Annotated in this window: 19 protein-coding genes, 1 tRNA gene and 2 pseudogenes; 7 read left to right on the top strand and 15 right to left on the bottom strand. The window is 64.7% G+C overall.

Translation table 11 applies throughout. The features are described from left to right. Nucleotides 1–23: 23 nt before the first annotated feature. The 5 genes and pseudogenes from N4G47_RS07710 to N4G47_RS07690 form a co-directional block, all read right to left on the bottom strand. The gene (locus tag N4G47_RS07710) at nucleotides 24–3713 is read right to left on the bottom strand and encodes a TonB-dependent receptor (protein ID WP_475286257.1); all 3690 of its coding nucleotides are present in this window, start codon (nucleotides 3711–3713) and stop codon (nucleotides 24–26) included. Next, nucleotides 3710–5335 (bottom strand): OmpA family protein, encoded by a 1626-nt coding sequence (locus N4G47_RS07705; protein ID WP_475286255.1) that lies wholly within the window; start codon nucleotides 5333–5335, stop codon nucleotides 3710–3712. Before N4G47_RS07705 ends, N4G47_RS07710 begins: the two co-directional genes overlap by 4 nt. Before the next feature lie 614 nt (nucleotides 5336–5949). Then, a pseudogene (locus N4G47_RS07700) lies at nucleotides 5950–9882 on the bottom strand (CshA/CshB family fibrillar adhesin-related protein); the annotation flags it as partial. A 349-nt stretch (nucleotides 9883–10231) separates the two neighbouring features. Further along, nucleotides 10232–10797 (bottom strand): annotated as a pseudogene (locus N4G47_RS07695) (TetR/AcrR family transcriptional regulator). Nucleotides 10798–10976: 179 nt separating this feature from the next. Further along, entirely contained in the window at nucleotides 10977–11288 is a 312-nt protein-coding gene (locus N4G47_RS07690; protein WP_475286253.1) for a hypothetical protein, read from the bottom strand. Nucleotides 11289–11386: 98 nt separating this feature from the next. On the opposite strand from N4G47_RS07690, the gene N4G47_RS07685 reads away from it, so the two are divergent. After that, nucleotides 11387–11794, top strand: coding sequence for a universal stress protein (locus N4G47_RS07685; protein WP_475286251.1), 408 nt, complete (start codon nucleotides 11387–11389; stop codon nucleotides 11792–11794). Between the two features lie 55 nt (nucleotides 11795–11849). Here the strand turns inward: N4G47_RS07685 and N4G47_RS07680 are convergent. After that, a tRNA-Arg gene (locus N4G47_RS07680) sits at nucleotides 11850–11926 on the bottom strand. A 112-nt stretch (nucleotides 11927–12038) separates the two neighbouring features. Here N4G47_RS07680 and N4G47_RS07675 point away from each other — a divergent pair. The 6 genes from N4G47_RS07675 (at nucleotide 12039) to N4G47_RS07650 (ending at nucleotide 17852) form a co-directional block, all read left to right on the top strand. Further along, the gene (locus N4G47_RS07675) at nucleotides 12039–12629 is read left to right on the top strand and encodes a phosphatase PAP2 family protein (RefSeq protein WP_475286249.1); all 591 of its coding nucleotides are present in this window, start codon (nucleotides 12039–12041) and stop codon (nucleotides 12627–12629) included. Between the two features lie 109 nt (nucleotides 12630–12738). Next, nucleotides 12739–13044, top strand: a complete 306-nt coding sequence (locus N4G47_RS07670) for a hypothetical protein (protein WP_475286247.1) — start codon at nucleotides 12739–12741, stop codon at nucleotides 13042–13044. A 167-nt stretch (nucleotides 13045–13211) separates the two neighbouring features. Then, nucleotides 13212–14240 (top strand): polysaccharide biosynthesis/export family protein, encoded by a 1029-nt coding sequence (locus tag N4G47_RS07665; RefSeq protein ID WP_475286245.1) that lies wholly within the window; start codon nucleotides 13212–13214, stop codon nucleotides 14238–14240. An 11-nt stretch (nucleotides 14241–14251) separates the two neighbouring features. Beyond that, nucleotides 14252–14941, top strand: a complete 690-nt coding sequence (locus N4G47_RS07660; protein WP_475286243.1) for a YjbF family lipoprotein — start codon at nucleotides 14252–14254, stop codon at nucleotides 14939–14941. Next, nucleotides 14938–15711 carry a capsule biosynthesis GfcC family protein gene (locus N4G47_RS07655; protein ID WP_475286241.1) on the top strand — a complete coding sequence of 258 codons (774 nt, stop codon included), beginning with the start codon at nucleotides 14938–14940 and terminating at the stop codon, nucleotides 15709–15711. Before N4G47_RS07660 ends, N4G47_RS07655 begins: the two co-directional genes overlap by 4 nt. Beyond that, a complete protein-coding gene (locus tag N4G47_RS07650; RefSeq protein ID WP_475286239.1) occupies nucleotides 15711–17852 on the top strand; it encodes a YjbH domain-containing protein in 2142 nt (713 codons plus the stop codon). Before N4G47_RS07655 ends, N4G47_RS07650 begins: the two co-directional genes overlap by 1 nt. Before the next feature lie 45 nt (nucleotides 17853–17897). On the opposite strand, the gene N4G47_RS07645 is transcribed toward N4G47_RS07650, so the two are convergent. The 9 genes from N4G47_RS07645 to N4G47_RS07605 all read right to left on the bottom strand — a co-directional run bounded on the left by N4G47_RS07645 (nucleotide 17898) and on the right by N4G47_RS07605 (nucleotide 26592). Beyond that, nucleotides 17898–18845, bottom strand: coding sequence for a KpsF/GutQ family sugar-phosphate isomerase (locus N4G47_RS07645; protein ID WP_475286237.1), 948 nt, complete (start codon nucleotides 18843–18845; stop codon nucleotides 17898–17900). 72 nt (nucleotides 18846–18917) lie between these two features. Then, on the bottom strand, nucleotides 18918–19469 hold the full coding sequence (locus N4G47_RS07640; RefSeq protein WP_475286235.1) for a KdsC family phosphatase: 552 nt from the start codon (nucleotides 19467–19469) through the stop codon (nucleotides 18918–18920). Between the two features lies 1 nt (nucleotide 19470). Continuing rightward, nucleotides 19471–20316, bottom strand: a complete 846-nt coding sequence (kdsA, locus tag N4G47_RS07635; protein WP_475286233.1) for a 3-deoxy-8-phosphooctulonate synthase — start codon at nucleotides 20314–20316, stop codon at nucleotides 19471–19473. Nucleotides 20317–20330: 14 nt separating this feature from the next. Further along, nucleotides 20331–20705 carry an acyltransferase gene (locus N4G47_RS07630; protein ID WP_475286231.1) on the bottom strand — a complete coding sequence of 125 codons (375 nt, stop codon included), beginning with the start codon at nucleotides 20703–20705 and terminating at the stop codon, nucleotides 20331–20333. 188 nt (nucleotides 20706–20893) lie between these two features. Continuing rightward, nucleotides 20894–21475, bottom strand: coding sequence for an acyltransferase (locus tag N4G47_RS07625; RefSeq protein ID WP_475286229.1), 582 nt, complete (start codon nucleotides 21473–21475; stop codon nucleotides 20894–20896). Nucleotides 21476–21576: 101 nt separating this feature from the next. Continuing rightward, nucleotides 21577–22863: a hypothetical protein gene (locus tag N4G47_RS07620; protein WP_475286227.1), complete on the bottom strand. Its 1287-nt coding sequence runs from the start codon at nucleotides 22861–22863 to the stop codon at nucleotides 21577–21579. A 110-nt stretch (nucleotides 22864–22973) separates the two neighbouring features. Continuing rightward, a complete protein-coding gene (locus tag N4G47_RS07615; protein WP_475286225.1) occupies nucleotides 22974–24170 on the bottom strand; it encodes a lipopolysaccharide biosynthesis protein in 1197 nt (398 codons plus the stop codon). Between the two features lie 68 nt (nucleotides 24171–24238). Continuing rightward, entirely contained in the window at nucleotides 24239–25555 is a 1317-nt protein-coding gene (locus tag N4G47_RS07610) for a hypothetical protein (RefSeq protein WP_475286223.1), read from the bottom strand. Next, nucleotides 25552–26592 (bottom strand): WaaS/CpsH family glycosyltransferase, encoded by a 1041-nt coding sequence (locus N4G47_RS07605; protein WP_475286221.1) that lies wholly within the window; start codon nucleotides 26590–26592, stop codon nucleotides 25552–25554. The genes N4G47_RS07610 and N4G47_RS07605 overlap by 4 nt, the downstream gene beginning before the upstream one ends. Nucleotides 26593–26594: the final 2 nt, after the last annotated feature.

The raw sequence follows: 26594 nt of genomic DNA, 5'->3' as shown, positions 1-26594 counted from the left end.
GAGCCCACGCTCGGCTGCCCTCATCAATAGCGCCCCACCAGGTTCAGGTACCACCCGCGATGGGTGTAGTCGAACCGGGTCAGGTCATCGCTGAAATCGGTGAAGTTGTAGCCCACACCGACGCGGAAGTTGCGCCCGATATCGCGATCGACACCGGCCAGCCAGCCCTGCCGGCGACCGCCATCGCGCACGTCCAGCAGGCGATACTCCAACAGGCCATGCCACTGGTAGTACAGGTCGTAGCGCAGCTGGCCCGAAGCAAAGTTGGTGGCCGAATCGAACCACGGCCCGGTGCCGCGCCCATAGCGCACCTCGCCCTCGCGGCGCGCCGCCTTGGCCGCCACTTCCCAGCGCTGGTCGATGCGGTAGACACCTTCCAGCGACAGCACCTGGGTGCGCTGGTCGTAGTCCACGCCATTGACCTGGCCCATCGTGGACAGGTCATACAGGTAGCTGTAGCGACCGAACAACGCCCAGCGGTCGTTGTCCCACGGGCGGTAAGCGAAGCCCAGGTTGCCTTCGATGAAGCGCGCCCCTGCCACCGGGTTGATCGCATCATCGGTGTCGGCGTAGTTGAAGCGCGCAGCGATCCGCCAGCTGTCGTTGAGACGATGGCTCAGGCGGTTGGTGCTGACCCACTGCGTGCGTCGTTCGGCACCGGTATCGCGGCGCCATTCCAGCTTGCTCTGCCATTCGGTGCCGGGCGAGGTCCGCCCGCCGGACAGGCTCACCGCCTTGCGGTCCACCTGGCCACTGCTGGAATCGAGCTTGCCGTCGCTGAGAGTGAAGCCGGCATTCCACCCCACCGCCGGGTAGAAATCCATGCCGAAGGTGTGCGCCAGTCCGGAGTCCTGCCCGGATTTGAGGAACTGGCTCTCATTGAACACATTGACCTGATCGGACAGGCGCCAGCGCTGGCCCAGCGTCCAGCCATCCTGTGCGTTCGGGCTGAACAACGGGTCGTACTCGCTGCGGTCGGTGGACTGGGTGAACGCACCATAGAAGCTGTGCTGCGGAGTCAGCCGGTACTCGGCGTTGACCTGCGCGGCGGTGCCACGGTCACCATCGCTCACCTCGGCACCGACGGTGGACAGGTTGGCGAAGGTCCAGGTACCACCGGCCACCACCGCATCGTTGTCGGCATAGCGGCCATGGTCATCATCCACGGTCAGCTGGCCTCCACCGTACACGTCCAGCGAGGTGCCGATGCGGTGCGTGTAGCGGGCGGCGGCCAGCACACCGGCCACGTTGCCGCCGGTACCACGGTCTTCCTGCACGCGACGCAGTTCGGCCGACAGGCGATCGTTCTCGCCGATCCGCCACTCGGCGGTGGCCTGCGCCTGGATCAGCGACTCGCTGCCACGACGGGCCTCGCTGTAGCGGGCGTACAGGCTGAAGTCGTCGGTCACGTATCCCAGCAGCTCGGCACCCTGCTCGCGCACGCGCTGGCCGGTGTCGAAGCGCCCCACCGAATAGCCGCCATCGACCTGGCGCCACCAGGCCCCGGCGCTCCAGTCGCGCTGGGTCCAGCCCAGTTCACGCAGGTTGATGCGCGCCTCCACCGCAGTCGCCTCGCCTTCGCGCGGCCCTTCCGGATTGAGGCGGCTGAAGCTCAGGCCGCCGTTGTCGGAGAAGAACACCGGTGCACTGGTGGCTTCACTGCGGCTGTGTTCCACCTTCAGGTAGGTGCCACGGCCGGCCTGCAGGGTCAGGTCCGCGCCCTTCAGCGAATAGTCCTGACCGGAGCGCTGCTCGTCCACGTAGGTAGCGCCGACGGCCACGTGATCGCCGAACCAGTGCTTGCCGCGCACGCCGGCGGTGATGTCGTCGCTGTCGAAGCCGGTCGGCACCCACTCGTAGTCCACGATCAAGCGCTGCTCATAGCCGTCCAGTGGCACGTCGCGACTGATCCGGCGCAGGTTCTCGCGGCTGACCTGGGCCAGCGGCCGGGTCAGCAGGATGCGGCCCTGCAGGGCGTCGATCTCGTAGTCGGCACCACGCACCATCGGCACACGCTGCTCCACGCGGCCGGTGGTGCGGTCACGGATTTCCAGCACCACCTGGTCCGAGCCGCTGAGAATGCTGGCGTGGCGCAGGTAGTACAGGCTGCCGCCGGTACCAATGAACTCGCTGTGGCCCGGCGCCGTTTCGGCCTGAGAGCCGAACAGGCGCAGCTCACTGCGCGCATCGCCCCAGGCGTTGGCACCACGCGAACGCCACGACAGTGCCGCACCGTACAGCGAGCGCACGTACTGCGCGTACTCGGTGCCGGTCAGGCCGGTGTTGTAGTTACCCCACAACGCCTGGTTCTTGTCCCAGTCCATGCGCAGGTAGAAGCGGCCCATGCTGTCCACGTCGCGCTGGGTCAGCGAGTCGTCGCCATAGGTCGGGTAATACAGGTCCGGGTCCAGGCTGCGGAACAGGTCGCGCGGGTCGGCGGTGGTGAAACCGGTGAACAGCTCGTCCAGCGGACGGTTCTGGGTGTCGGCCTGCGCGGTCAACAGGTAGCGGCCGCGCGTCTTGGCCTTCAGGTAGAACGCCAGGCGGCCATCGCTGAGCACATCGTCATTGCGCTCGCCACGGGCCAGGTCCTGCCCTGCCCCGCTGGCCTTGTTCTGGTACACGGTGATGTCGGCCAGGCCGACACCGAACAGGTACTGGCCACTGACATCAACCTCCAGCGTACGCGCGATGGCCGGGGCGTCCGGCCGCTCCACACGCACGTCGAAGGCGTGGTGGCCGATCGGCATCAGGTACTCGGCGGCGAACTTGCGGTCCTGGTCCAGTGGGTAGCTGTCGCCGTTGATCTTCAGTGCGGCACCCAGCGGCAGGTCGCGACCACGCAGGCGGACCCGCGAGCCGTACACCGGAATGTTCTGCTGGCGCAGGCCATTGCCGTCGAACACCTGCTGCAGCAACGACAGCGACGCGGCCTGGTTGGCGTCCACCGAGGTGCCGCGACGGTCTTCCAGCGCGTCACGCAACTGCTGGTTGCCACGCTCGAACTCCGCCGGCGTCACCAGCTGCATCGACTGCGCGGTGGTTTCATCCACGTTGCCATCAGCGTCGAAGGCACGCAGCACAAAGACGAGGCGATCACCCCGACGCAGCGGCGTCGACGCTGGCATCGTCCCGTCCCAGTACCCCTGCGACACCGCCGCCACCGGCAGCTCGAAGGTCGCCAGTGCTGCCACACGATCCGTGTCGCTGCCGCGGTAGACGCTGACTTCCAGTCGCTGGATGAAGGCGGTGTAGTTGCCGCGCACGTAGAACTCGACCGGCCGCACGATGCGGCCTTCATCGAAGGCGACCATGCCCGGCGCCGACACCGACAACTCGGGCTGGCCCATCGCCGGATCCTCGGTGGCCCAGATCGCACCACCTTCCGGCAGGCGGATCATGAACTCACCGCGCACGGTGGCCTTTCCCGGCTCATCGATGGCCAGGCTGACCCGGCGATCCGGCTGCAGCGCCTGCGAGCCGGAACGCGCCGAGGTGTCCTCGGTGACGGGTTCGTCATAGCTGCGCGAGCGCAGGCTGAACAACAGTTCGCCCTGGGCATCGCACTGGGTGCCGTCACAGCGGATCGGCGTCGGCTCGGCAGCCGGCGGGGCCGCCTGGGCCGTCGCGGCCAAGCCCAGCAACAGCGCCTGGTACAGGGCAGCGCGCGGCAGGCGGGCCGCGCGGCGGGCGGCAGAGTGATGCGCGCTCATCGGCGGGCCTCCTGTTGGCGGGCGGCCGCACGGGTGGCGGCGCTCTCCTCGTTGCGTACGCGCAGGCGTTGCTGCACGGCGGGACTGAGCTGGCTGCGCAGCGCCTCGAACACGGCGTTGGCACGTCGCAGGCCCAGTGCCTGGTTGTAGGCGTGGCTGCCGCGCACATCAGTGTGGCCGACCAGGCTGACCTGGCCACCACCCAGCGCCTCCAGGCGTGCGGCGATGGCGGCCAGCAACGGCTTGAACTCCTCACGCACGGTGGCCTTGTCGGTGTCGAACAGCACGTTGCCCAGCAGCGCGCCACCGGCATCCACACCGGCCAGCAGCGAGTGCGGATCACGCACGTCGGTGCGCAGCTGCACGGTCAGGCCAGCGCGCGCGCTCTCGGCCACCTCGGCCTGCAGTGCATCGCGTACCGCTGCGGCGCGGGCAAAGGCCAGTGCCTGGCTCTCGCCATTGGCAGCGATCACCACGTCGCCGCCCTGATAGCGGTCCACCACCTCGGCCATCTTCTTCAGCACCGGGCGATAGCTGGCCTGCAGCTCGCTGCTGTCCGGCGCAAACAGCACCTCGCCCAATGCGATCTCCATGCGCTCGGCGGCGGCCTGCGGCGACGGCGGCAGGCGCACGCCGAAGCTGAAGCGGGTCGGCACGCCCTGCGTCACCCGCCGCAGCAGCGGATTCTCGGTGGTCAGCTCGGCACCGCCCGGCAACGTCGCCGGATCCAGCTTGATGATGAAGTTGCGGCCCAGGCGCGCGTCACCTCCGTGTACGTCGGCCAGGTGATAGCGGCCGAACGGATCGGTCTCCACCAGCAGGCCTTCCACCGTAGCCAGGCGCACGCCGGGGATGCCCTGCTCCTGGATACCGTCGTTGCCGATCACATAGGCCACCTCGTAGCCCTCGGCGACGCGGGCGATCTCGCGGCGCACGCTCGGTTCGGCGGCGGTCAGGCCCTTGCCGGCCTCGCCACTGCGCTCCACACGCGTGGCGCCCTGTGCATCCATCCGCAGGCGATGGCCCTGCGCGCTTTCCAGCACGAAGTCATCGGTAAACGTCAGCTCGCGCAAGCGCTGGCGCAGCACCACCTGGTGCATTTCGGCCGTGTCGGAGGTCGACGCGCGGCCATGCACCACGCCGATCTGGACGCCATGCAGCAACGGCGCACTGGCGTCGGCCACCGGTTGCGGACCCTCGCCGCGTTCCAGCGTGGTCGAGCCCGGCACATAGGCCGACGCGGCGAAGCCACCCTGCACGCGCACCCCGGTCAGCTCGGCGCTGTCCTGCCAGCCGTCGCCGTCGCGATCATCGAACACGGTACCGAACACCAGGCTGTCTTCCAGCAACGGGTCGGCGTCCATCGCCACTTCGGCGGTGGCCACGTTCGACACGGGGCTTCCGTCTTCCGCCGTCGCCACGGCCTGGTTCACATGGGTACCGGCACGCACGCCAGCGCCCACCCGCAGCAGGTAGGTGATGGTCGCGCTGCGGCCCACAGCAATATCCACCGCGCCGATGCGCAACGGCGACTGGCTGCTGGCCAGGGCGAACGCCCCGTCATCGTCGGCCACCCGCATCGAGCCATCCACGTAGCTGAAGCCCGGCGGCGGCGTGTCCACCACCACGCCATCGCGCCAGTGGCTGCCCCCACGTTCTCCACCACCAGCTGGTAGCGCACCAGGTCGCCCACCTTCACCCGGCGCGGGTTGGCCGTCTTGGTGATGCGCAGCGCAAAGTCGGACACCACCTTGTGGCGCGTCTCGCAGGTGGTGCATTCCGGCGGCGGCGAGCCGTCCGGATACTGGCCCCGCAGCCGGTTCAGCACTTCGGTGCGGGCTTCCTGGTTGACGATGGCCTGGTAGACGTATTCGTGGCGACCCACCGGGGTTCCGCTGGGCACGGTGCAGACGATGTCCGCGCCCTGCTGTGCACAGCCCGCCGGCAGGCTCTCGACGCTCAGGCCTGCGTCCGGGGTATCCACCAGCTGCAGTGGCTGGCGCAGCGCTGCCCGCTCGACGGTGGCCACCAGCGTGTAGCGCAGGCGATCGCCCGGCCGTACTTCGGCACCGCTGGCCGGACCGGACAGCTTCTCCAGCACGACGCGCGGGTCGGCCAGTGCGTGCTCGGTGCTGCAGTCGCCGCTGCAGGTCGGCGTGTCACCGCCACTGCCCAGCACCGCATTGCGGACACTGCCGCTGGCCTGCGCATTGACCACCGCGCGATACCCCAACGTGTAAGTGCCCGGGGCCGTTGCGGCCGGCAGCGTGCACACCAGCGGGTTGGCGCCGTTGCAGGTGAACGGACCGGGCTGGGTGACCGCCTGCAGGTCCAGGCCACGGCCGAGCGTATCGGTCAGGGTGACCACATCGGCGGTCTGCGAATTGGCCACGGTCACTTCCACCGTGTAGTCCACCGCATCGCCGATATCGACCGGGGCCACGGTGCTCGACTGCTTGCGGTAGGTCACCACTGCCGCCAGCACCGGCGTGGTGGTGCCGCAGTTGCTGGTGCAGGTGTTGATGCCGGTGCCACTGCCGAGCACGGCATTGCTGACGCTGCCCTTGGCCTGGGCGTTCACTGTGGCGGTGTAGTTCACCGTGTAGGTGCCAGGCACGGTGCCGGCCGGCAGCGTGCACACCAGCGGGTTGGCCGCATTGCAGCTGAAGCCCTGGCTGGCGGTCACCGCACCGAAGTCCAGGCCGGTGCCCATGGTGTCGGTCAGGGTGAATACCGCGGTGGTGCGCGAGTTGCTGACCACCGCGGTGAGCGTATAGGCGATGCTGTCGCCCACCTTCACCGCACCGGCCGCCGCCGAGGTCTTGCGGTAATCGATGGCACTGCCGGTCACCGGCGTGGTGGTACCGCAGTTGGCGGTACACGAGGGGTTGTCGCCACCGCTGCCGAGTACGGCGTTGGTGACCTGGCCAGTGGCCTGCGCGTTCACCACGGCGGTGTAGGACAGGCTGTAGCTGCCCGGCACGGTCCCGGCCGGCAGGGTGCACACCAGCGGATTGGCGGCGTTGCAGGTGTAGGCGCCCGCGCTGGTGACCGCGCCAAAGTCGAGGCCGGTGCCCAGGGTATCGGTCAGGGTCACCACATCGGTGGTGCGCGAGTTGGTCACCACCGTGGTCAGGGTATAGGTCAGCCGATCACCCACCGCGACCGGGCCCGTGCTGTTCACCGACTTGGCATAGCTCACGCCCGGCGTCGCCACCGGCGTGGTGGTATCGCAGTTCACGCTGCACGACGGGTTGTCGGTGCCACTGCCAAGCACAGCGTTGCGCACGCTGCCGCTGGCCTGTGCGTTCACGGTGGCGCCATAGGTGAGGCTGTAGGTGCCCGGCACGGTGCCGGCCGGCAGCGTGCACACCAGTGGATTGGCGGCGTTGCAAGTGAAGCTGCCCGCGCTGCTGACACCAGCGAAGTCCAGGCCACTGCCCAGGGTATCGGTCAGCGTGACCACGGCGCTGGTGCGCGCGCGCGTCACCGTTGCCGTCAGGGTGTAGTCGATGCGGTCACCCACCCGCACCGGGCCGCCGGTGGAGGCCTGCTTGGCGTAGACCACCTGCGCGCTGGCCATCGGCGTGGTGGTATCGCACGCACCCACGCAGGTCGGGTTGTCGGTGCCGCTGGGCACCACCGCGTTGCGCACCTGGCCGCTGGCCTGCACATTGACCACGCCGGTGTAGGAGAACGCATAACTGCCTGGCACGGTACCGGCCGGCAGCGTGCAGACCAGCGGATTGCCCGGCACGCAGCTGAAGCTGCCGGCGCTGGTGACGCTGCCGAAGTCCAGGCCGGTGCCCAGCGTATCGGTCAGCGTGGTCACCGCCGTGGTGCGCGAGTCGGCTACCAGCACGGTTACCGTGTAGGCGACGCTGTCACCGATGGCAACCGGACCGGCGGTGCTGCTGGCCTTGGACACCGAGATGCGTGGCACCGCCACCGGCGTGGTGGTGGTGCAGCTGCTGCTGCAGGTGGGCGTGTCGGTACCGGTGCCGACCACGGTGTTGACCACCTGCCCGCTGGCCTGCGCGTTGACCGTGGCCGTGTAGCTCAGGCTGTAGGTGCCCGGTGCGGTGCCGGCCGGCAACGTGCATACCAGCGGATTGGCGGCATTGCAGGTGAATGCACCCGGGCTGCTGACGCTGGCGAAATCCAGGCCGGTGCCCAGGGTGTCGGTCAGGGTCAGCACATCGCGGGTGTTGCCGTCGGCCACGGTGACATCCACCGTGTAGCTGACCGTCGCGCCCACTGCGACCGGACCGGCGGTGTTCGAACGCTTGGCGTAGCTCACGCGCGTCACCGGCACGGTGACGTCGCTGCGCGTGCAGTGGTCGGCATCGGTGCAGCCCACACCCGGCGCCGGCGGCGTGCCGTTGTTGAACGGGTCGTGGCCGCCGCCCACGCTGGCATGGTTGGTCAGCACACCGGTGGCAGCGGCGGTGACGGTCACCGGCAGGGTGAAGGCCGAGCTGGAGCCGGGGCTACCCGCGGCGGCCAGCACCTGGCTGCTGGTACAGGTCACATCCTGGCCACTGGCGGTACAACTCCAGCTGCCGCTCACATGGGTGCCCGTCCAGTTCGGCACGATGCCGGCCGGCAGCTGGTCGCGCACTACGATGGCTGCGGCCGGCACATTCGGCGGATTGCCGGTCGGCACATCGGTGGTGTTGCTCACCGTCAGCGTGTAGGAGGTACCGGCCTGGCCATAGTTCCAGACGCCGCCGGTGGCATTGTTGCCCTTGACCACCTTCAGCGACGGCGCGGTGATGGTGACCCGGTGGTCTTCCACTTCGCCATCATCGGCCACACCGGTCGGGTTCTGGATCTGCGTGGCCAGGGTGGCGTAACGCAGTCGCACGTAGCTGGTGCCGGCACTCACCGCGGCCGGCACGGTCCAGCTCAGGTTGGCCTGGCCGCCACTGCACAACGCAGTGTTGCTGCGCTCGTTGGTGTCGAACTGGCCATTGCGGTTGAAGTCGATCCAGCCGGCCACGCTGCCGTTGCCCACGCAGGCCACCGGCTGGTTGATCAGCGTACCGGCCTGCATCACGGTCAGGCGGTAGCTCGTTGGCCACCCGTCTTCCTCGCGGCTGCCGGCCAGCGGCGAGTTGTCGTCGCCCAGTGCATCGGCGCTGTAGCTGCTGCGCTGCTCGGTATCAGGGCCCAGGCTGCCGAGGAAATCGGTCAACGGCGGTGCCAGGCCACCGGGCGTGTAGCCGGCGGTGTTGATGTTGAAGTTGCTGGCGCCGGCCGGAATGCCGTCGGAGCGGAACTGCAGGTCGTCCACCACGTGCATGGCGTCGCCATAGCTGGACGGCGCATCGCCGAAGTCGGCATACGGCACCAGCAGGCCGATGGCGATGGCGGTGGTGCCGCCGCCGCGCATCGAGAAGCCCATGTTCACCGCCAGGTTGCCCGGCGCGTGTGCGGCGTTGTCGAAACTGAGGAAGGTGACCGCCGCGGTGTTGTCGTCGTTGCCGGGGCCGAAACGGATCACCTGGTTGGCGCCGCTGGTCGACTTGTTCACCAGATAGGGCGTGGCGTTGGCCAGGTTCTTGCGGACCTCGACCACGTTCCAGGTGCCCTGCGCGCTGGCCTCGACGAATTCACCGCTGTTGTTGATCGACTCGGCGTCGGCCATCACCACGCCGCGCAGGCGGTACGGCGCACCACCGAGGGTCGAGGTACAGGTGATGCTGAAGCTGGAGGTGCCACTGGCGCGGGCGATGCCGGCAATCAGCTGGTTGCTGGTACCGGTGCCACCGATGTTGTACAGATCGTCGAGGCTGTCGCCGCCGAAGTTGCCGGGGCGATAGCTGCGCAGCACGTTGGTCTCGGCCGTGTTCAGACGGCAATCGACGCGCAGGTTCACCCCGGCTGCGACCGGCATGTCGATCGACGAGGTCGCGCCATCGTTGAGCACGACGTTGTTCACCCCATTGGCACCACCGCCCCAGGTCAGCCACAGCACCGTATTGCGATAAGGGCTGCTGCCGCCGGTGGCGTAGGCCGCCGCCCAGGCCAGCGAGGGCGCCAGCAGCGACACCAGCGCCAGCAGGCTCGTAGCCAGCCAGCGGCTGGATCGGCCCGTCCGGGCACCATTTTCGGGATGAACGCGTTCACCGCCCGCGCTTGCGCGCGACGTCGTCGACTGCCACATGGTTGATTTCCCCGTCGTCGGCCCATGCCGGGCCGATGGTCAGTGGGCGGCCAGCGACGAATTCCGCGGGACGGCGGCACACCCGATTGCGTGTCCTGCCGGCTCCGTGGCAATCACTTTCGTCCCTGGACCCCGTTGGTCAGGCACCTATTTCTGTGACGAAGATAACACATTACAAACAATTGTGTGATGAACATCACATTCAAGTTTGCGGACTTTGGCGCCAAGCCCCACGACCACAGTTATAGCCACCGGGGATGGAGCGTCTCGGCACGATTCCGGCACCCGTCCCCCACTTTCCGGCAAATCGCCACGCAGATTCGGCAGCAGCGACAGGCCTGACTGCGGCTCAGGGCTTCATCGCCCCATGCTGGAACGACGCCAGCAACGTGGACGCCGCCGCGGCCGGAGCCAGCCGGCCGCGGGCCAGCGACCAGGTGATGCCGTAGAAGCAGGTCCAGTAGAAGTCGGCCAGCCACACGGCGGAAAAGCCGACATTGAATACGCCTGCGGTCTGTCCACGCAGGAAAAAGGCTTCGAAACGCTCGCCCAGCGGCGCCCAGCGCGCCGGCAGCAGATGCAGGTCCCCGTGCCGCTGCTGCTCTTCCATCATCCGGGCAAACAGCAGGGTCACCAGCTCCCAGTCCGCCAGCAGCGCGACGGTGAACTGTTCCAGTACCTGCCGCGCATCGCCACCGCCCTCGAACGCAACGGCCGCCGCCTCCAGACGTTCGAACCCCGCCGCGAACAGCGCTTCGTCGATCGCTTCGCGGGTGGGCGCGAACCGGTACAACGTGGCGCGGCTGATCCCCGCCCCCGCGCCAGCTCACTCAGCGTGCAACGCGGATGGCTGACCAGGGTGGCGGCCAGCGCGTGGTGCAGGTCGCGACGGGAGCGAAGCGAGGCGGCATGCATGGCGGTACCTGAGGAGGGGCGCCTCACGCTAGCATGAATCATGAATTAATGAACTGAATCACAGATGATTCATTTAAATCATTAGTGCGCTACAACGAACGTGCGTCCGGTGCACCCGGGTCGGTGCACGCCAGGGAACGCGTCACGGCATCGAAGGAGACAACGCCATGCTGCACCCGCTACGCGATATCGCCGTGCTGTTCGATGCCAGCGACACCGGCAACCGCATCCTGCACATCGCCGCACAGCTGGCACAGGCCCAGCAGGCGCACCTGGTCGCGGTCTCCACCGCCCAGCACCCAACCGACATCGCCAGTGGATTCGCCCGTGGCGCCGGCATTGCCGCCGCGCTTGACCATGAGGCACGCGCCGACGCCGCCTGCACCGCGCAGTTGATGCAGAACCTGCGCAACGCCTCCGAACCGCTGCAGATCAGCACCGAGCTGCGCATCGTTTCCGACTACCTCGGCGGCGCCGATCTGGCGCTGCAATCGCTGTACTGCGACCTGATCGTCGCCGGCTACCCGCACACGCCCGGCGCCCCTCCGGCTGGCATCCACTGGGCACGCTGCGCGAGACCGGCGTGCCGATGCTGCTGGTACCGCCGCATTGGCAGGGCGAACAGGTGGGGCGGCGCATCGTGGTGGCGTGGAATGCCAGCAAGCAGGCGCGCCGCGCGGTGGCCGATGCCCTGCCCCTGCTCGCGCGTGCGCAGGCCGTCCATCTGCTGACGGTCGACACCCCGAAAGCCGAAGCGACGCCCGGTGCCGAGATGGCCCAGCATCTGGCCCGGCACGGTGTGGAGGTGGAGATCCAGGCGATCAGTTCAAGCCAGGGCGGCGTGGCCGCCACCATACGCCAGCATGTGCTGGATGCCGACGCCGACCTGCTGGTGCTTGGGCCGTACAGCCGCAGCCGCGTGGTCGAGCGTGTGCTGGGCGGGGTGACCGAGGACCTGCTGGCGGAGGTGCCGGCGCCGTTGTTTGTTTCGCATTAGGGCCGCTGCACCTCCGCACGGCGGCAACCGCTCAGCGCGGTAGCGAACCGGCCGATGGTGACCCCGGCCCGATTCGAACGGGCGACCTTCCCCTTAGGAGGGGGACGCTCTATCCAGCTGAGCTACGGGGCCATTGGCAGCTGCGAAGCATACCGCGTCCAGCTGAATGGACCAAGCCATCGAAAGGCCGCGGACAGGCAATCACGCCTAAGCTGAGGGCTTCCCGCTCCCGCATGACCCATCGATGCAGACCCTCTGGTTGTCCCTCTCCGCCCTCGGTGACAGCCGCTGGCTCCTGCCGATGGCACTGGTGCTGCTGCTCACCCTGCCGCGCGCCGACAGCGACCTGAAATGGCGATGGTTGCGCGCCGTCGCCGTTGCTGCCGGCGTGACACTCGCTTCAAAGCTGGCCTTCATGGGCTGGGGCATCGGCATCAGCCGCCTGCACTTCACCGGCTTTTCCGGTCATGCGGCACTGTCCAGCGTTGTGTACCCGCTGGTTGGCGTGCTGCTGGCCGGCCCCGGCAGGCCCGCGCGCGCAATCGGCCTGATGACTGGCGTGCTGCTGGCGATCGCCATCGCCTGGTCGCGCATCCCCCTGCACGCGCACAGCCTGTCTGAAGTCATCGCAGGGCTGATGCTCGGGCTGGGGTGCAGTGCATACGTGTTGCGCGGCGCACTGCCCGCCCGCCGACCGACGGCCGTGACGGCCACAGCCGCCGTGCTTGCCGGACTGATCCTGCCCCTCACCCTGCCCGACATCCAGACGCATCAGCTGGTCATCGCACTGGCAAAGCTCATCTCCGGAAGGGCTGAAATCTTCCAGCACCCCTGAAAACCGCGAAGACGACTCCACATTTCCTTCACATACCTTGACAGGGCAAATGAACAGACACCACCATAGCAGCGGAAAAATTTCCCTCACGGAGTAGGAGACCCCGTAGATGAAGAAGATGATTGCCGCCCTGGCCCTGCTGGGCCTGTCCTCGCCGGTGTTCGCTCAGGAAGCTCCTGTAGCCGCCGAAACCAGCGCTGAAGTTGCAGGCGCTGAAGCCGCCGGCGCCACTGCCGCTGGCACCCTGACCACGGCTGCGACCATCGGTCTCGGCGTCGCAGCGGCCGCGGTCGTTTACAGCGTCGCCGCCGACAGCAGCAGCGACGATGCCGGCAACAACAACGGTGGCACCACCAACCCGCCGGGCGGCACCACCGGCACCACCGGTACCACCGGCACCACCGGCACCCGCTGATCGGGACGCCGTTGTAGTACCCACGCCCTCGCCGGGCGGCAGTTCGGCGAGGGCTTTTTCATGCCCGTTCGGGCCAGGAATGATTAACGATGGACTGCAAGCGTCTCGCCGCCGCCATGGCGTTCACCCTTACCATGTCAGGTTGCATGTGGGCCCCGGGCCAGCACATGCGCTCCAACTCCCTGATGGGTAGCAGCCAGCAGGTTGGCAACGATCAGATCGAGCTGATTCCGATCACGCCCAAGCTCATCGCCATGGAACGCGCCGAAAAGAGCGCACCCGGCATTCCGGCCTCGTTGATGCAGTACCAGCCGGGTCCTTACCAGATCGGCGCAGGCGACATCCTGTACATCACGGTCTGGGACCACCCCGAACTGACCGTTCCGGCCGGCCCGCAGCAGCAGCTCAGCGCTGCCGGCCGCCTGGTGCAATCCGACGGCACGCTGTTCTACCCCTACATCGGCAAGGTCACCGCCGCCGGCAAGACGCCAGCCGAGCTGCGTGATGAGATCACCACCCGCCTGGCCCGCTACATTGAAGCGCCGCAGGTGGATGTCTCGATGCTGACCTACGCCAGCCAGCGCGTGTGGGTCACCGGCGCCTCGCGCCAGCCGGCCACGGTGCCACTGACGGTCACCCCGCTCACCCTCGGCGATGCCGTCAGCCAGGCCGGCCTGGACCCGGCACAGGCCGACCTGTCCGGCGTTCGCCTCACCCGCGACGGCACCACCTATACCATCGACCTTGACGCGCTGGGCCGTAATGGCGGCGGCGACACGAACGTCTTCCTGAAGGCCGGCGATCACCTGTATGTGCCGTACCTGGACCGCAAGGAAGTCTTCGTTGTCGGTGAAGTGAATCAGCCTGGCGCCATGAGCTTCAAGACCGGCGAGATCTCATTGAGCCAGGCGCTGGGCCGCGCCCGTGGCCTGCTGCAGACCACCTCCAATGGCAACGCGGTGTATGTGATCCGCGGCTCGAACGACCTGCAGGATGCGCCGTCTCAGGTGTTCCACCTGGAAGCGAAGTCCCCCGCCGCATTCGCCGTTGCCAGCCAGTTCAACCTGCAGCCGGGTGATGTCGTGTTCGTCGGTGCAGCCGGCGTGACGCGCTGGAGCCGCTTCGTGAACCAGCTGCTGCCCTTCACCGCCATCATCAGCAACGCGGCAAGCGCGCGCAACGATCTGGACAATTGACGAGGCTTCAGATGAGCAGGAACGCTCGCTCCGGCCTCGTACTCCGGAGTTTCCGCCTGGGCCTGCTGGCTGCTGCCATCGCGGCCTCGGCAGCCGGCTGCGGCGTCGTCAGCCGCAGCAGCGTCAAGGCCGTGCAACTGGCCGTGCAGGGCGCGCCGGATGTGCAGCCCACTGCCCAGGACGTTGCCCGCAACCGCTACCCGCAGATCAAGGTCAATGGACCGGCAGGCGGCGCCGTGCTGGTGCTTGGCGCAGTGGATGACGGTCGCCAGGCCTGGTACAGCAGCGAACGCAGCATCGTGTTCCTGCGCAACGGGCTGATCGAAGCGACCCACGGCGGCGCGCCCGAGCTGCAGCAGATGCGGATCGTCGGGCCGAACCCGTTCCTCGACCTGCGCAAGGTGCACGAGGGCCAGGTCGTGCAACGACGCTATGACCTCATGCCCGGCTACCGCTTCGGCATGGAAGTGACCGGCACCCTGCACCCGCTGGGCACCGAGCGCGTCGATATCCTGGGGCGGACGCACGAGCTGCTGCACATCCGCGAGCAGCTGCGCGGTGACGGCTGGAAACGGGACAACCACTTCTGGGTGGACCCGGCCAACGGCTTCATCTGGAAAAGCCGCCAGGCCATCGCGCCGGATACCCATCTGGACATCGTCCAGCTCAAACCCTATTCGCCGGACCTGCAGCCCCGATGACGCGGCACCTTATCGTCATGGCCCTTGGCGCCGTACTCGCCGGCACCGTCCAAGCGGCGCCTCCAATCGTGATTGAGGCCTATGGTCACGTCCGTGCTCCGGGCCCGCACACCCTGGCAGGCGACGCCCGCCTGAGCGCCGCGGCCCTTGCCGCCGCTCCGGACGAGCATGCCTACATTGCGGGCGCCGCCTTGCTGCGCGCGCACAACACGGCACAACAGACGCGCCTGAAAGCTGGCGTGCTGTTCGACCTTGAGACACTGGCCGCCCTTGACGACGTGCCCGACATCGCCGACGCCGCCGCCCGGATGGCCCGCGAGTTCGGCGCACTTCCGGTCACCGGGCGCGAACCGCAACTGCTCCAACCGCGCTCGCTGGAGGCCGACCGCCCACAGGATCGACCGGCACGACCCGGCGACCGGCTGATCTACCCGTCGCGTCCACAGACGGTCACTGTCACCGGTGCGGTTACCCAGCCATGCGCGGTGCCGCATGCGGCGATGCAGGATGCGCGCATCTACCGCAACCAGTGTGGACTGTTGCCCGCCGCCAGCCCTGATGATCTGTATGTGATCCAACCCGACGGCCGGGTCACGAAGATCGGCATTGCGTTGTGGAACCGCAGTGCACGGACCCCCTTGGCGCCGGGGGCGGTCGTCTACGTCCCCATTGCCGGATCCGCCGTGCGCTCCACCACCCCCGATATCAACGAAGAAGCCGCGCGCTTCCTCGCCACCCAGGTGCTGGATGCGCCCGGAGTTCCAGAGTGATGTGCCGTAACCGATTGCCGCTGGCTCGCGCCGGCATCGCCCTGTTGAGCCTCAGCATCAGCGCAGCCCTGTACGCCCAGGAAGGTCCAGCCCCCACCGCCAGCGACTGGGGTGGCATCGGCCTGCTGCAGACACCCAGCGCCCGCATGAGCGAGGAAGGCGAGCTCAGCCTCACCGCCAGTCACACCTCGCCCTACAGCCGCTACACGGTGGTGATGCAGCCCCTGCCGTGGGTGGAAGGATCATTCCGTTACATTTCGGTGGCCAACCGCCGTTATGGCTCGGAGTGGCTCAGCGGCAACCAGAACTACAAGGACAAGTCGATCGACCTCAAGCTGCGCTTGTGGCAGGAAGGTCGCTGGCTTCCGGAAGTGTCCGTCGGCGCGCGCGATCTTGGCGGTACCGGCCTGTTCTCAAGCGAGTACGTCGTTGCCAGCAAGCGCTTCGGCGCATTCGACGCAAGCCTTGGCGTGGCGACCGGCTATATCGGCAACCGTGGCGACCTGGACAATCCGCTGGGCGCGATCGACGACCGCTTCAAGGAGCGCCCCGGCGTCAACACGCCCGGCGACTTCAATACCAGCGCGATGTTCCGCGGCCGGCTGGGGGTGTTTGGCGGCGTCAGCTACCAGACGCCCTGGGACCGCCTGCAGCTGAAGCTCGAATATGACGGCAACGACTACCGCCACGAGCCGCAGCGCAACAACCAGAAGCAGTCATCGCCCATCAATCTGGGTGCTGTGTTCGCCGTGAACAACAGCGTGATGCTGCACCTGGGCTGGGAGCGCGGGAACACGGCCATGGTCGGCATCACGCTGCACTCCAACCTGGCCCAGGCCAAGCCCATGGCCAAGCTCATGGACCCACCGCCGGTTGCCAGGAAGCCTGCAGCACAGAATGAGCCGCAGACCGTCGCTGCAACCTCGGCGGCAGCCCCTACCGATTGGCCGTCCATTGCCCACGAGCTGGAGGAAAACGCCGGCCTGCGCGTGAAGCGCATTGATCGAAGCGGCCAGGAACTGATCGTCAGTGCCGAGCAGCGCCGCTTCATCTATCCGGCGCAGGGCATTGGTCGCGCGGCGCGCATTCTTGAACCGCAGACGCCACCGGACGTCAACTGGTGGACATTGCGCAACGTCCGCCTCGGCCTGCCGGTGGTCGAGACGAGCCTGGAACGGAAGACCTTCAACCAGTACCTGGACGACCGGACCGATCTGGCAACCGTCAGCCGCCACGTCGAGATGAATGCCCCCTATGCGAGGCGATCGGAAACGCTGTACGAAGCGCCACTGAAGCGCTTCGACGGTGCGTTCAACGTCGGCTATCGGCAGAGCGTGGGTGGCCCCGACGGCTTCATCCTGTTCCAGGTTGCGGCGATGTACGGCGCGACCCTCCGCTTCAACGAGAACCTCTGGCTGAGCGGCACCGCCAGCTACAACGCCTACAACAACTACGACAAGTTCAAGTACGACGCCCCCAGCAGGCTGCCGCGCGTGCGCACCTACGTGCGCCAGTATCTGACCACCTCCGACTTCACCCTGCCCAACCTGCAGCTGACCGGCACCAAGCAGCTCGGCCGCGACCTGTACGGCATGGCCTATGCCGGCATGCTGGAGTACATGTATGGCGGCGTCGGCGGCGAAGTCCTGTATCGCCCGATGGACGAACGCTGGGCGCTGGGCGCCGAACTGAACTGGGTCAAGCAGCGCGATTTCGATCAGCGTTTCAGCTTCCGCGACTACAGCGTCACCACCGGCCATGCCACGCTCTATTACCTGTGGGGTGACCAGCGGCGCCTCATCAGCGCGGTCAGCGCGGGTCGATACCTGGCCAAGGACTGGGGTGCGACGGTATCGGTGGCCCGCCTGTTCGACAACGGCGTGACCATGGGCGCCTACGCCACCAAGACCGACGTTTCATCGCGGGACTTCGGCGAAGGCAGTTTCGACAAGGGCATCTACTTTTCGGTGCCTTTCGACTTCATGCTGCCGCGCTCGACCCGTGCCCGCGCCGACTTCATGTGGAACCCCCTGTACCGTGACGGCGGCGCCCGCCTCTCACACTCGCACAGCCTTTATCAGCTGACCTCCGAGCGCGATTCAGAGATCTTCTACCGGAACTTCGATGCGATCGCGAAATGATGCCGGAACATGAAGAAGGCGCCCTGCAAGGGCGCCTTCCTCTTTCTACTTCTTGAAAACCCCGGCCAGCACGTCGCCATCGAATACCAGCAACGACGAGATCCGCCGCCGCTCCATCAGTACCAGCGCATCCTCAACCCGCGTCCCCACGCTCACCTGCGCAGGTGACGCGGTCATCAGCTCCGCCGCAGACCTGTCGAACACCTCGCGACCATGGCGTTCGAGCGCACGGCGCACGTCACCATCGGTAATGATCGCGTAGCCCGAGTCGGCCCGTACAATCGCCAAGCCCAGGCTGGAGCGGGTGATGGCCTGCAGAACGTCCATCATCGTTGCTGCCGCATCCACCACCGGCAGATCGCCAACGATCATCTCGTGTTCCACACGCGACAGCAGGCGCCGGCCCAGCGAACCACCCGGATGGAAGCGTGCGAAGTTCTCCGGCTGGAAGCCCCGCGCCTCCATCAATGCAACGGCCAGTGCATCGCCCATCGCCAGCGTCGCGGTCGTCGATGCGGTCGGCGCCAGCGCCAGCGGGCAGGCTTCCTGCGCAACACCGGCATCCAGATGGCAATCAGCCGCCTGTGCCAGCGTCGAGGCCGCACGGCCGGTGATCGCTACCAGGAAATTGCCATTGTCCTTCAGGAACGGCAGCAGCTTCACCACCTCTTCGGTTTCGCCGGAGTAGGAGATCGCAACGAACACGTCGGTGGCGGTGACCATGCCCAGATCGCCATGGAACGCCTCGCCCGGATGCATGAAGAAGCTGGGCGTGCCCGTGCTGGCCAACGTGGCGGCGATCTTGCGCCCGATGATGCCCGACTTGCCCATGCCACAGATGATGACCCGGCCCTGTGAGCCCAGCACCTGCTCTACCGCCTCGGTGAACTGCCCATCGAGCCTGTCGGCAAGCGCGGCGACGGCCGACGCTTCGATCTGCAGGACGCGTTTGGCCGATGCGATGTGATCGGCAACTGATACCACGGAGGACATACGTGCTTCCTTCTGATGATCATTCGCGGCGCACCTGCGTGCGCCACGCTTACCCGCGCAACCCTGCGCCGGTTACTGCACCGCTCCCGCGGCGCTCCAACCTGCAACCAGCGGTGCGTACGCTTGCTGCAGGCCAATGCCACCCTCGGCAAGTACGCGCTCGGCTACTTCCCGCCCGACGCCACGGCCGCCACAGGTATCGGCGACCACATCAGCGGCAGCCAACACCAGCGGATGCGCGTCGGCGGGCGCATAGAAGCGCCCCACCCTGCCCGCCAATGGCAGGTCAACAACATCGTCGCCGACATAGGCGATCTCGCCTTCAGCGATGCCAAGGTCACCACAGATGGCGGCCAACGCATCGAGCTTCTCGAGCCGACCCGTCACCGCCACATCCATGCCGAGCTGCTGGATCCGGAAGTCCAGGGAGGGACTCGCCTTGCCCGACAACACACCACACCGGATGCCATGCACACGCAGCAATGCGACAGCCAGGCCATCGCGGACGTTGAACGTCTTGAACTGCTCGCCCTTGCCATCGATGTGCAGGCCGCCATCGGTCAGTACGCCGTCCACGTCGAACAGGACCAGCTTGATCGGCCCCTGGTACTTCGCCGATTCCATGTCAGGCAATGTCGAGCTTCGGGAACGACTTGACCAGATCATCGACTGCCTTGATCTGTGCCAGGAACGGCTCAAGGGCGCTCAGCGGCAACGCGCTCGGACCATCGCAACGCGCGTTGTCCGGGTCCGGATGCGCCTCCAGGAACAGCCCGGCCAGGCCAACCGCCATACCCGCGCGCGCCAGCTCCACCACCTGACGGCGGCGGCCACCGGAGGCCTCACTGCCGGAATCGCGGCGCTGCAGACTGTGGGTCACATCGAAGATGGCCGGCAGGCCACCGGTGGCCTCGATCATCTCGCGGAAGCCCAGCATGTCCACGACCAGGTTGTCATAGCCGAACTGCGCGCCACGCTCGCACAGGATGATCCGCTCGTTGCCAGCCTCGCGGATCTTGCTGGCGATGTTCTTCATCTGCGATGGGCTGAGGAACTGCGGCTTCTTGATGTTGATCGCCCGGCCAGTGCGCGCGATGGCGGTGACCAGATCGGTCTGGCGTGCCAGGAACGCGGGGATCTGCAGCACGTCGACCACTTCGGCCACCGGAGCCGCCTGGTCCACTTCATGGACGTCGGTGATCACCGGCACGCCGAAGCGGTTCTTCACTTCCTGGAAGATGCGGATACCTTCTTCCAGGCCCACGCCACGGAAGGACTTGATCGACGAGCGATTGGCCTTGTCGAACGAAGCCTTGAAGACATAGGGAATGCCGAGCTTACCGGTGACCTCGACGTACTTCTCCGCTGCAAACAGCGTGGAGTCGAGGTCCTCAAGGACGTTCAGGCCGCCGAACAGGACGAAGGGGAGGTCGTTGCCGACGACTACCTTCTCGGAAATGGAAACGTTCATCACACACCCTCTCATCAATGGTTAACAGCTCGCACCCACGCCTGCTGGCTTGAGTCATAGGTCCGGACGACTCTCGCAGGAGCGCCGACAAGGACCGAATTGGCGGGGTATTCTCCCCTGACTACCGAGTTCGCGCCAACCACGCAGCCATCGCCAAGGCGCGTACCAGGCTGAATCCGAGCCCCCATCCCGATGAAGCAATTCTTCCCGATGCTGGTTTCCCGAGTTGTATGACCCTGGGACATCACCGGCACACCAACTTCCTGGTAATCGTGGTCGATATCGGTAATTGATACGAATCCAGCAATCACCGTTCCTTGCCCGATAATCAATCGCGCACCGCATGTAATGTGCACACACTGCCCGAGCGCGACATTGTCCTCGATCACCAACTCTCCTGGACCGTGGCACTCGGCTCGCAATCCGGGAAAGATGCGAACTCGCTGCCCCAGCGTCATTCTGCGCATTCCCAGAAGAAATATCGGAGGTCCAATGTACCCCGGGAATCGAAATGATCTCATCAAAACGCTATAGATCAGAGCGCGGATTGCCCACGCCACCTTCGAGAAAAAACTCATCAGCAAACCTCCCGAGCATTGGCCTCTGAAGGCCGAACCCATGCAGACTTCCCGAAGTCGTAGTACTTGACCACACGAGCCGGTGCACCAACAAGCATCGAGTACGGCGGAAAACTCCCTCTCACCACTGAATTGGCTCCAACAACACATCCGTCACCCAAGCAGGTCCCAGCCTGAATACGGGCACCCACGCCGAGAAAGCATCCTTCACCGATGACTGTTGGACGAACAATATTGGGCTGGCGCAGAATCGGGGTGCCAGGATCATCGAAACCATGGTCGGTGTCGGTAACAAAAACATTCGCGGATATCAGGCCACCTCCGCCAATCTGAACCGACCCACTTGCAATCACATGAAATCCCTGCCCGATGGAGACATCGTCACCAATCGAGAGGGTTCCTGAGCCGATACATTCCGCGCGCAACCCAGGAAAGATGCGAACTGCGCGCCCGAAGTGCATGCGACGCACCCCTGCGATGAAGGCCGGGGGACCCAGATACCCTCCCCAGCCAAACCGGCCGAAGAAGCGCCCAAGGATCAACGCGCGAAGGACCCATGTCAGCTTAAAGAACAAGCCCATGAACCTGCCTCCGGTTGTAATGTACGCACTGCTGCGGTGCCGAACCAGCTTCGTAGATGCCGCGAACTGACACCCGACAACGAACCGGGAACTCGAAGCCATTACACAACATGTCCGATCCTCTCACTCAAAGGTACGCCTACCTGCAGTGCAGAGCAGATTCGATCCACCTGCTCATCGCTATCATTGAACCACCGAGCTAGACCGTCGATGCGCTGAGTCATCCCTGCCTCGTCCTCCATGTCCGCCTCAATCGCATTCAGTATCGAAGCTGCATCTGGCCAAGACAGTCCATCTAAGCGAAAGACCGAAGCCAAAGAGCCGTCGTCGAGCAGATAGACCGGATATCCGTGCTCCAAGACCTCCACTACAGCGCCCGACATGTGCCCCAGACTGAATCGAACCTGGTCCAGATACTCTTCAAGTGGAAGATGGGCCAGGCCGACGCAACGCGAGCCCACCGCCGTGGAGTAATCGAGAGCTCGGCTCCACGGATGCAACCTCACCTGGTAGCCGATGCCAAGCCTTTCGGCAATCTCGTCCGCTGCCCGCAGAAGATTCAGGTTCGATCGTCTGGCGTTCTCACCGTTCAGCATTACTCCAAAACATCGCGCACCCATCCCCAATCGCGCGCCTGCGGCCCCGGGCCGTTTGATCCATCCAGTTATGGTCAATCGCGATGATTCAATGCCGGCCCTCTCGAACTCGCGGACGGTCGCCGCTCCCCAAGCCAGCATCTGATCGCTTTGGAAGTTCGCATATGCCTCAGAATCAGCACTCATGTTCGTGTGGTCCAACAACCTGTACTGGCCGTGTTGATTGGTAATGGTCAACAAGCCTCTCAAGTTTGCAATCTGCGTGGCCAGATTCTCGATTGGGTGCGCGTCGCAGAACGTCACCAGAGTGCCAGCGCTACCCAGGACCTGCGCAACCGGTGAATGGAGCGCGCCACGCACCCTGGAGATCACCAGAGCACACAGCAGGCGCTGCATGAATCCCTCTTCATACCCACGCGTCAACGGCCAAGCAGCCACCAATCCTGCCATTGTCTTGAATGGCTGAAACAGTGAGGGACTATCGCTGATCTCAACCAACCGTACTCGGCCCGACATAAGACCCGCCAGCGAGTCCACCATGTAATCGTAGTCAGCACGACGCTTTCCGCGCGCCGAGTACAGCATCACGTGACTGCCCGTCTCTGGACCATCTTTGGTAATGCGAACTCCCATGACAAGAGCGTGGATTGCTCGCCTCAGCCACCCCCTGACGGTGGTTTCGTAAAGTAGTGTGGCAACTACATTTGCGAAGTTTGTGCCATCGACGACTGCCACTTCGCTCTTCTTGAATGCCTGAATTCGAAGGTGACGCTGATAGACATCAGTAATCATTGGCGTTCTCTCCATCTCAAAGCTGCGGCACCGGCCGCTCACATGGCACAGGACCGCGCGTCGTTCGAACTTCCCTGGCTTGCATCCGAGCCCGAGCATCTCCCAAAGACTCAGGCCACCGCTGCAACGGAGGCTCGAACCTTCACACACAGGATGCAGGCCAGTAAGCCGTAGGATGCCGGGAACACAACTGCCGCAATGTAGAGCGGCAAGAACATGCAACAGACGATCAGCACTGCGGTCGAAGCGATTGCAAGGACCATCTGCACGCGAAGAAGGAATACTTCCATACGGCACATGCTCAGCACCAGGGCGAAAATTGCTGCAACCGAGAATGCGACCTGCCCGATCATCATGACAAGTACGACGTCGGCATACTCCTCAGGCACTCGGGCGTAGTTCAGAATCTGGGGCATGAACAGCCAAGCCCCCATCAAGACAAAGATGCTCGCAACAAGAATCGCTGCGACCGAAATGCATATAAGCCTCCACAGCTCCTGCTGTTGCCCCTGAGCATGCAGCGATGCGAACCTGGAGGAGAAAGTAAAATTGATTGCCAGCATCAACAAACTGATAAGCGTTGCCAGCTTCTGAGAAACGACGAAAGCGGCGTAGGAAGCGTCCCCAAAGAAGGCTGGCACGATTCCAACAGCACTCCAACCCAGCGCTTGCTGCGCCAACACAACCGCACCCAATCGATTGGCTGCAGCGATGTCTGCGCCATCCATGACCGCCGTACTCTTGCGGGAGAAGGCACGTCGAACGGCTGCGCCATACTGAAATACCACCACAAGCGTGTACATGAAAGCTGCCGCCAACAGGTAGCACACAATCAGGGCCCGAGCAGTAATCTTCGGAACCGTAATGCACAGCAGCAGAAGCGCAACCAAAGAGAGAGCTGGCGCGCAGATGTTCAAGTAGAAGACTGCCGCGTCTACCCTCCCATTCGCCTGCATCACCCGTGCCGCGGAGGCAGTACAAGCAATCAGGCCCGATGCGATCACCATCAGACAGAAATCGAAGTAGTTCAGACGAACATACCCGCCGATCGAAGGCACATACAGCAGGAGCCCCAGCAGCAGAGCTACCGCAACCCAACGCAGAACTCGGCGATGGGTATGGACGACCAATGACACTGCAAGTCGCTCGCGGTCGATCGAATCTGCCGCTGCGATACGCCTTATCACCACCTCATCCATACCCCAGCGGAAGCAGACAGCAGCAATTACGCTCGTATTGAACAGAACAAAGAACAATGCAGCTTCAGGCGTTGGCAGCATCCGAGAAACAAGCAGGGTGAAGAGCACTGCAACGCCAGAACCCAACCCGCGAAAAATCAAGGTCCTGAAGACTGCCACGACATTCCGGACAACCATCAGACGGAACCTGTCCGCCCAGTTCTACCTTGCATCGCCGCCGATTCAGCAATGCGCGAGAGATAGATCATTACAAAAGCAAGAATCACGCCATTTGCGTAGTACTCACCCATGCGCAGCATGATGATGGACAGTGTGGCCATGTAGGCGATCGCCATCGACCTATCTCCAACGGACCGCAGATTCCTCCACGCCCAGTACAGCACTGTCAGCAGAATGATCCAACCTGCCAACCCAAGTTCAGCAGTGACACGCGCAAACAAGGACGTCGCCGAACCGCGTCCAGGCAGATCATCGCGGTAGGCCGGCAGTTCATATCCAGAGATGTACTGGTCGAACACCGAGCTGTACATCCCAAAGCCTACGCCCACTCCGTAGTTGTCAGCAAAGGAGCGGAACGATATAAGCGAATTGACCGCATTCGAATAGGTGCTGAGGTTCATCCCATCCTCCATGGTCAGCTCCCCGCCCTGCAGGACTGAGATCGTATCGTTCCACCTGATCTGAAAGAACTCCAGGCTGCTGACCTTGATGGCAAGAATCAAGATGATGGGAACCGAAAGAATCAGGATCCAGAAACGCCTCACACTGAACCCGACCACGAAGGTCGCCGCGGCAGCGAAGAACAGACCTATGTAGCCAAGAGCGGAAGTTGACAAGACAATGGCGAGGACGATCACCGCACCCCGGAACGGCATGCGAAGCTTCTGCACAAACTTCGAAACGTAGTACGCACCCGCAGGAAGCAGTGCGCAAGCATAGAATGCAGGCTCAACACTTAGGGCAGCAATACCGAGATGGGAGCCGAGTTGCTTTGAACCCGGGGACAGCACGGCCAGAACGTCGATTCCTGCGATCACGAAGACCAGCTGCTGCAGCACGCCCAAGGCAGCAAAGAAGTACGCAACCCTTAGATATACAGAGAATAGCCTGGACACCGATCGCCCAAGCAGGTTGTAAATCGATGTGTAGAACAGGACGAAGAACAGAAGCAGCGCGATCTTCGCTACTGAGACCAGAAACACCGACGCGCGCGCGCCTCCAGCCGAGTCATGGAAAAGCGCCCCTGCAAGTGAGAGCAGGACCAGCACCCCAGCCAGGCCCACATACTCTCGCCGAAGCCCGAGGCCACCCGTCTTCATCACCAGCACGACATAGGTCGCGATCATGCACAGGTAGGAGAAGTACAGATTGCCGACCGGTGTCGGCACATAGATCCCTGATATGAATATCGTGGACAACGCCAGCTTGGGAAGCCACATTTCGCCGAACTTCCGACGCCTCGGGATCGACAGAGTTACATTGGATGCGCTCATTCAGCACCGGGTTCCATAGTCTCGCCAGCGGCACGCGCTTGCAGCAAGGCCCGCCTCACCCAGTTTCCAACTGTGTAGCGCCTCCTGACAGCATCATCGAAGGGTTCGTCATTGAGTGCCAGGAATTCGCCCTGCACAACCGGGGCAATCCTGTCCACAATCTGTACCGCCAAACTGCTGTAGATGTCATAGGAACTGACATCCTCATTGGTGGTGATCAGCTTCCGCTGCGCACCCAATGCCTCGATTGTCCGCATCGTCAGGCCCTTCTGATCGGGCCGATTGATGTCGATCACGCAGCGCGACACGCTGATGTAATCAACAACCTTTGCCAACGGCAGCCCGACGAAATTCACATACTTCTTCGAGAACCTGCGGAAGCCGGGATCCACCAGCGAGCGCAGGCGATGCAGAATCCTCGAGGGGTAATAGCAGTACACGAATACCCGGCGGCCATCCCGCTCCAGAGCGTCCAGCAGTTTCTCCAGAATCCGGTAACGGTCGGTATGGATCGTGCCGATGAAGCAGGCGTCGTACTCGTACTCGCCGCGCCACTCTGCCGCACGGCCATACTCGTTGGCGAAGAACAGCGGCAGGAACTCGATCTCCGGGTTCTCGGACACATCAACCCGGTCGAACGACAAGACGGAATCGAAGTACGGCTTGATCAGACGCGCGTTCGGGTTGTAATGCATCGAGTCCCAGAGATACAGCGTCAGCTTCGCGGCCGGCTGGGTGGCACGGAGCTGCGCAATGATCTGCGGCGAGATGGCTTCACCACGGATGACCAGGACATGATCGTACTGCGCGCCAGCCGCAGCCTCGACGATGCCCCGGTAATGCTTGGCGATTCGCCGGGCAAGCAGGCGCCGATCAATACGGATCAAGGCCTTGGTGAGGAAATCCACACCCGGGCGATCAGGGTGGAAATCAACGTGCGCGCCCTGCTGCTCCAGCTCGGCCTTGATGAGCTTCTCATAGCCGAAGAACATCGGGGCGATGAAGAGCACACGCTTCCCTTCAAGGGATTCGCTCACAA

Source organism: Stenotrophomonas sp. GSD10, from assembly GCF_056172695.1.
The sequence above is the reverse complement of the archived record's forward strand: the minus strand, read 5'-3'. Positions and strand labels throughout refer to the sequence as shown.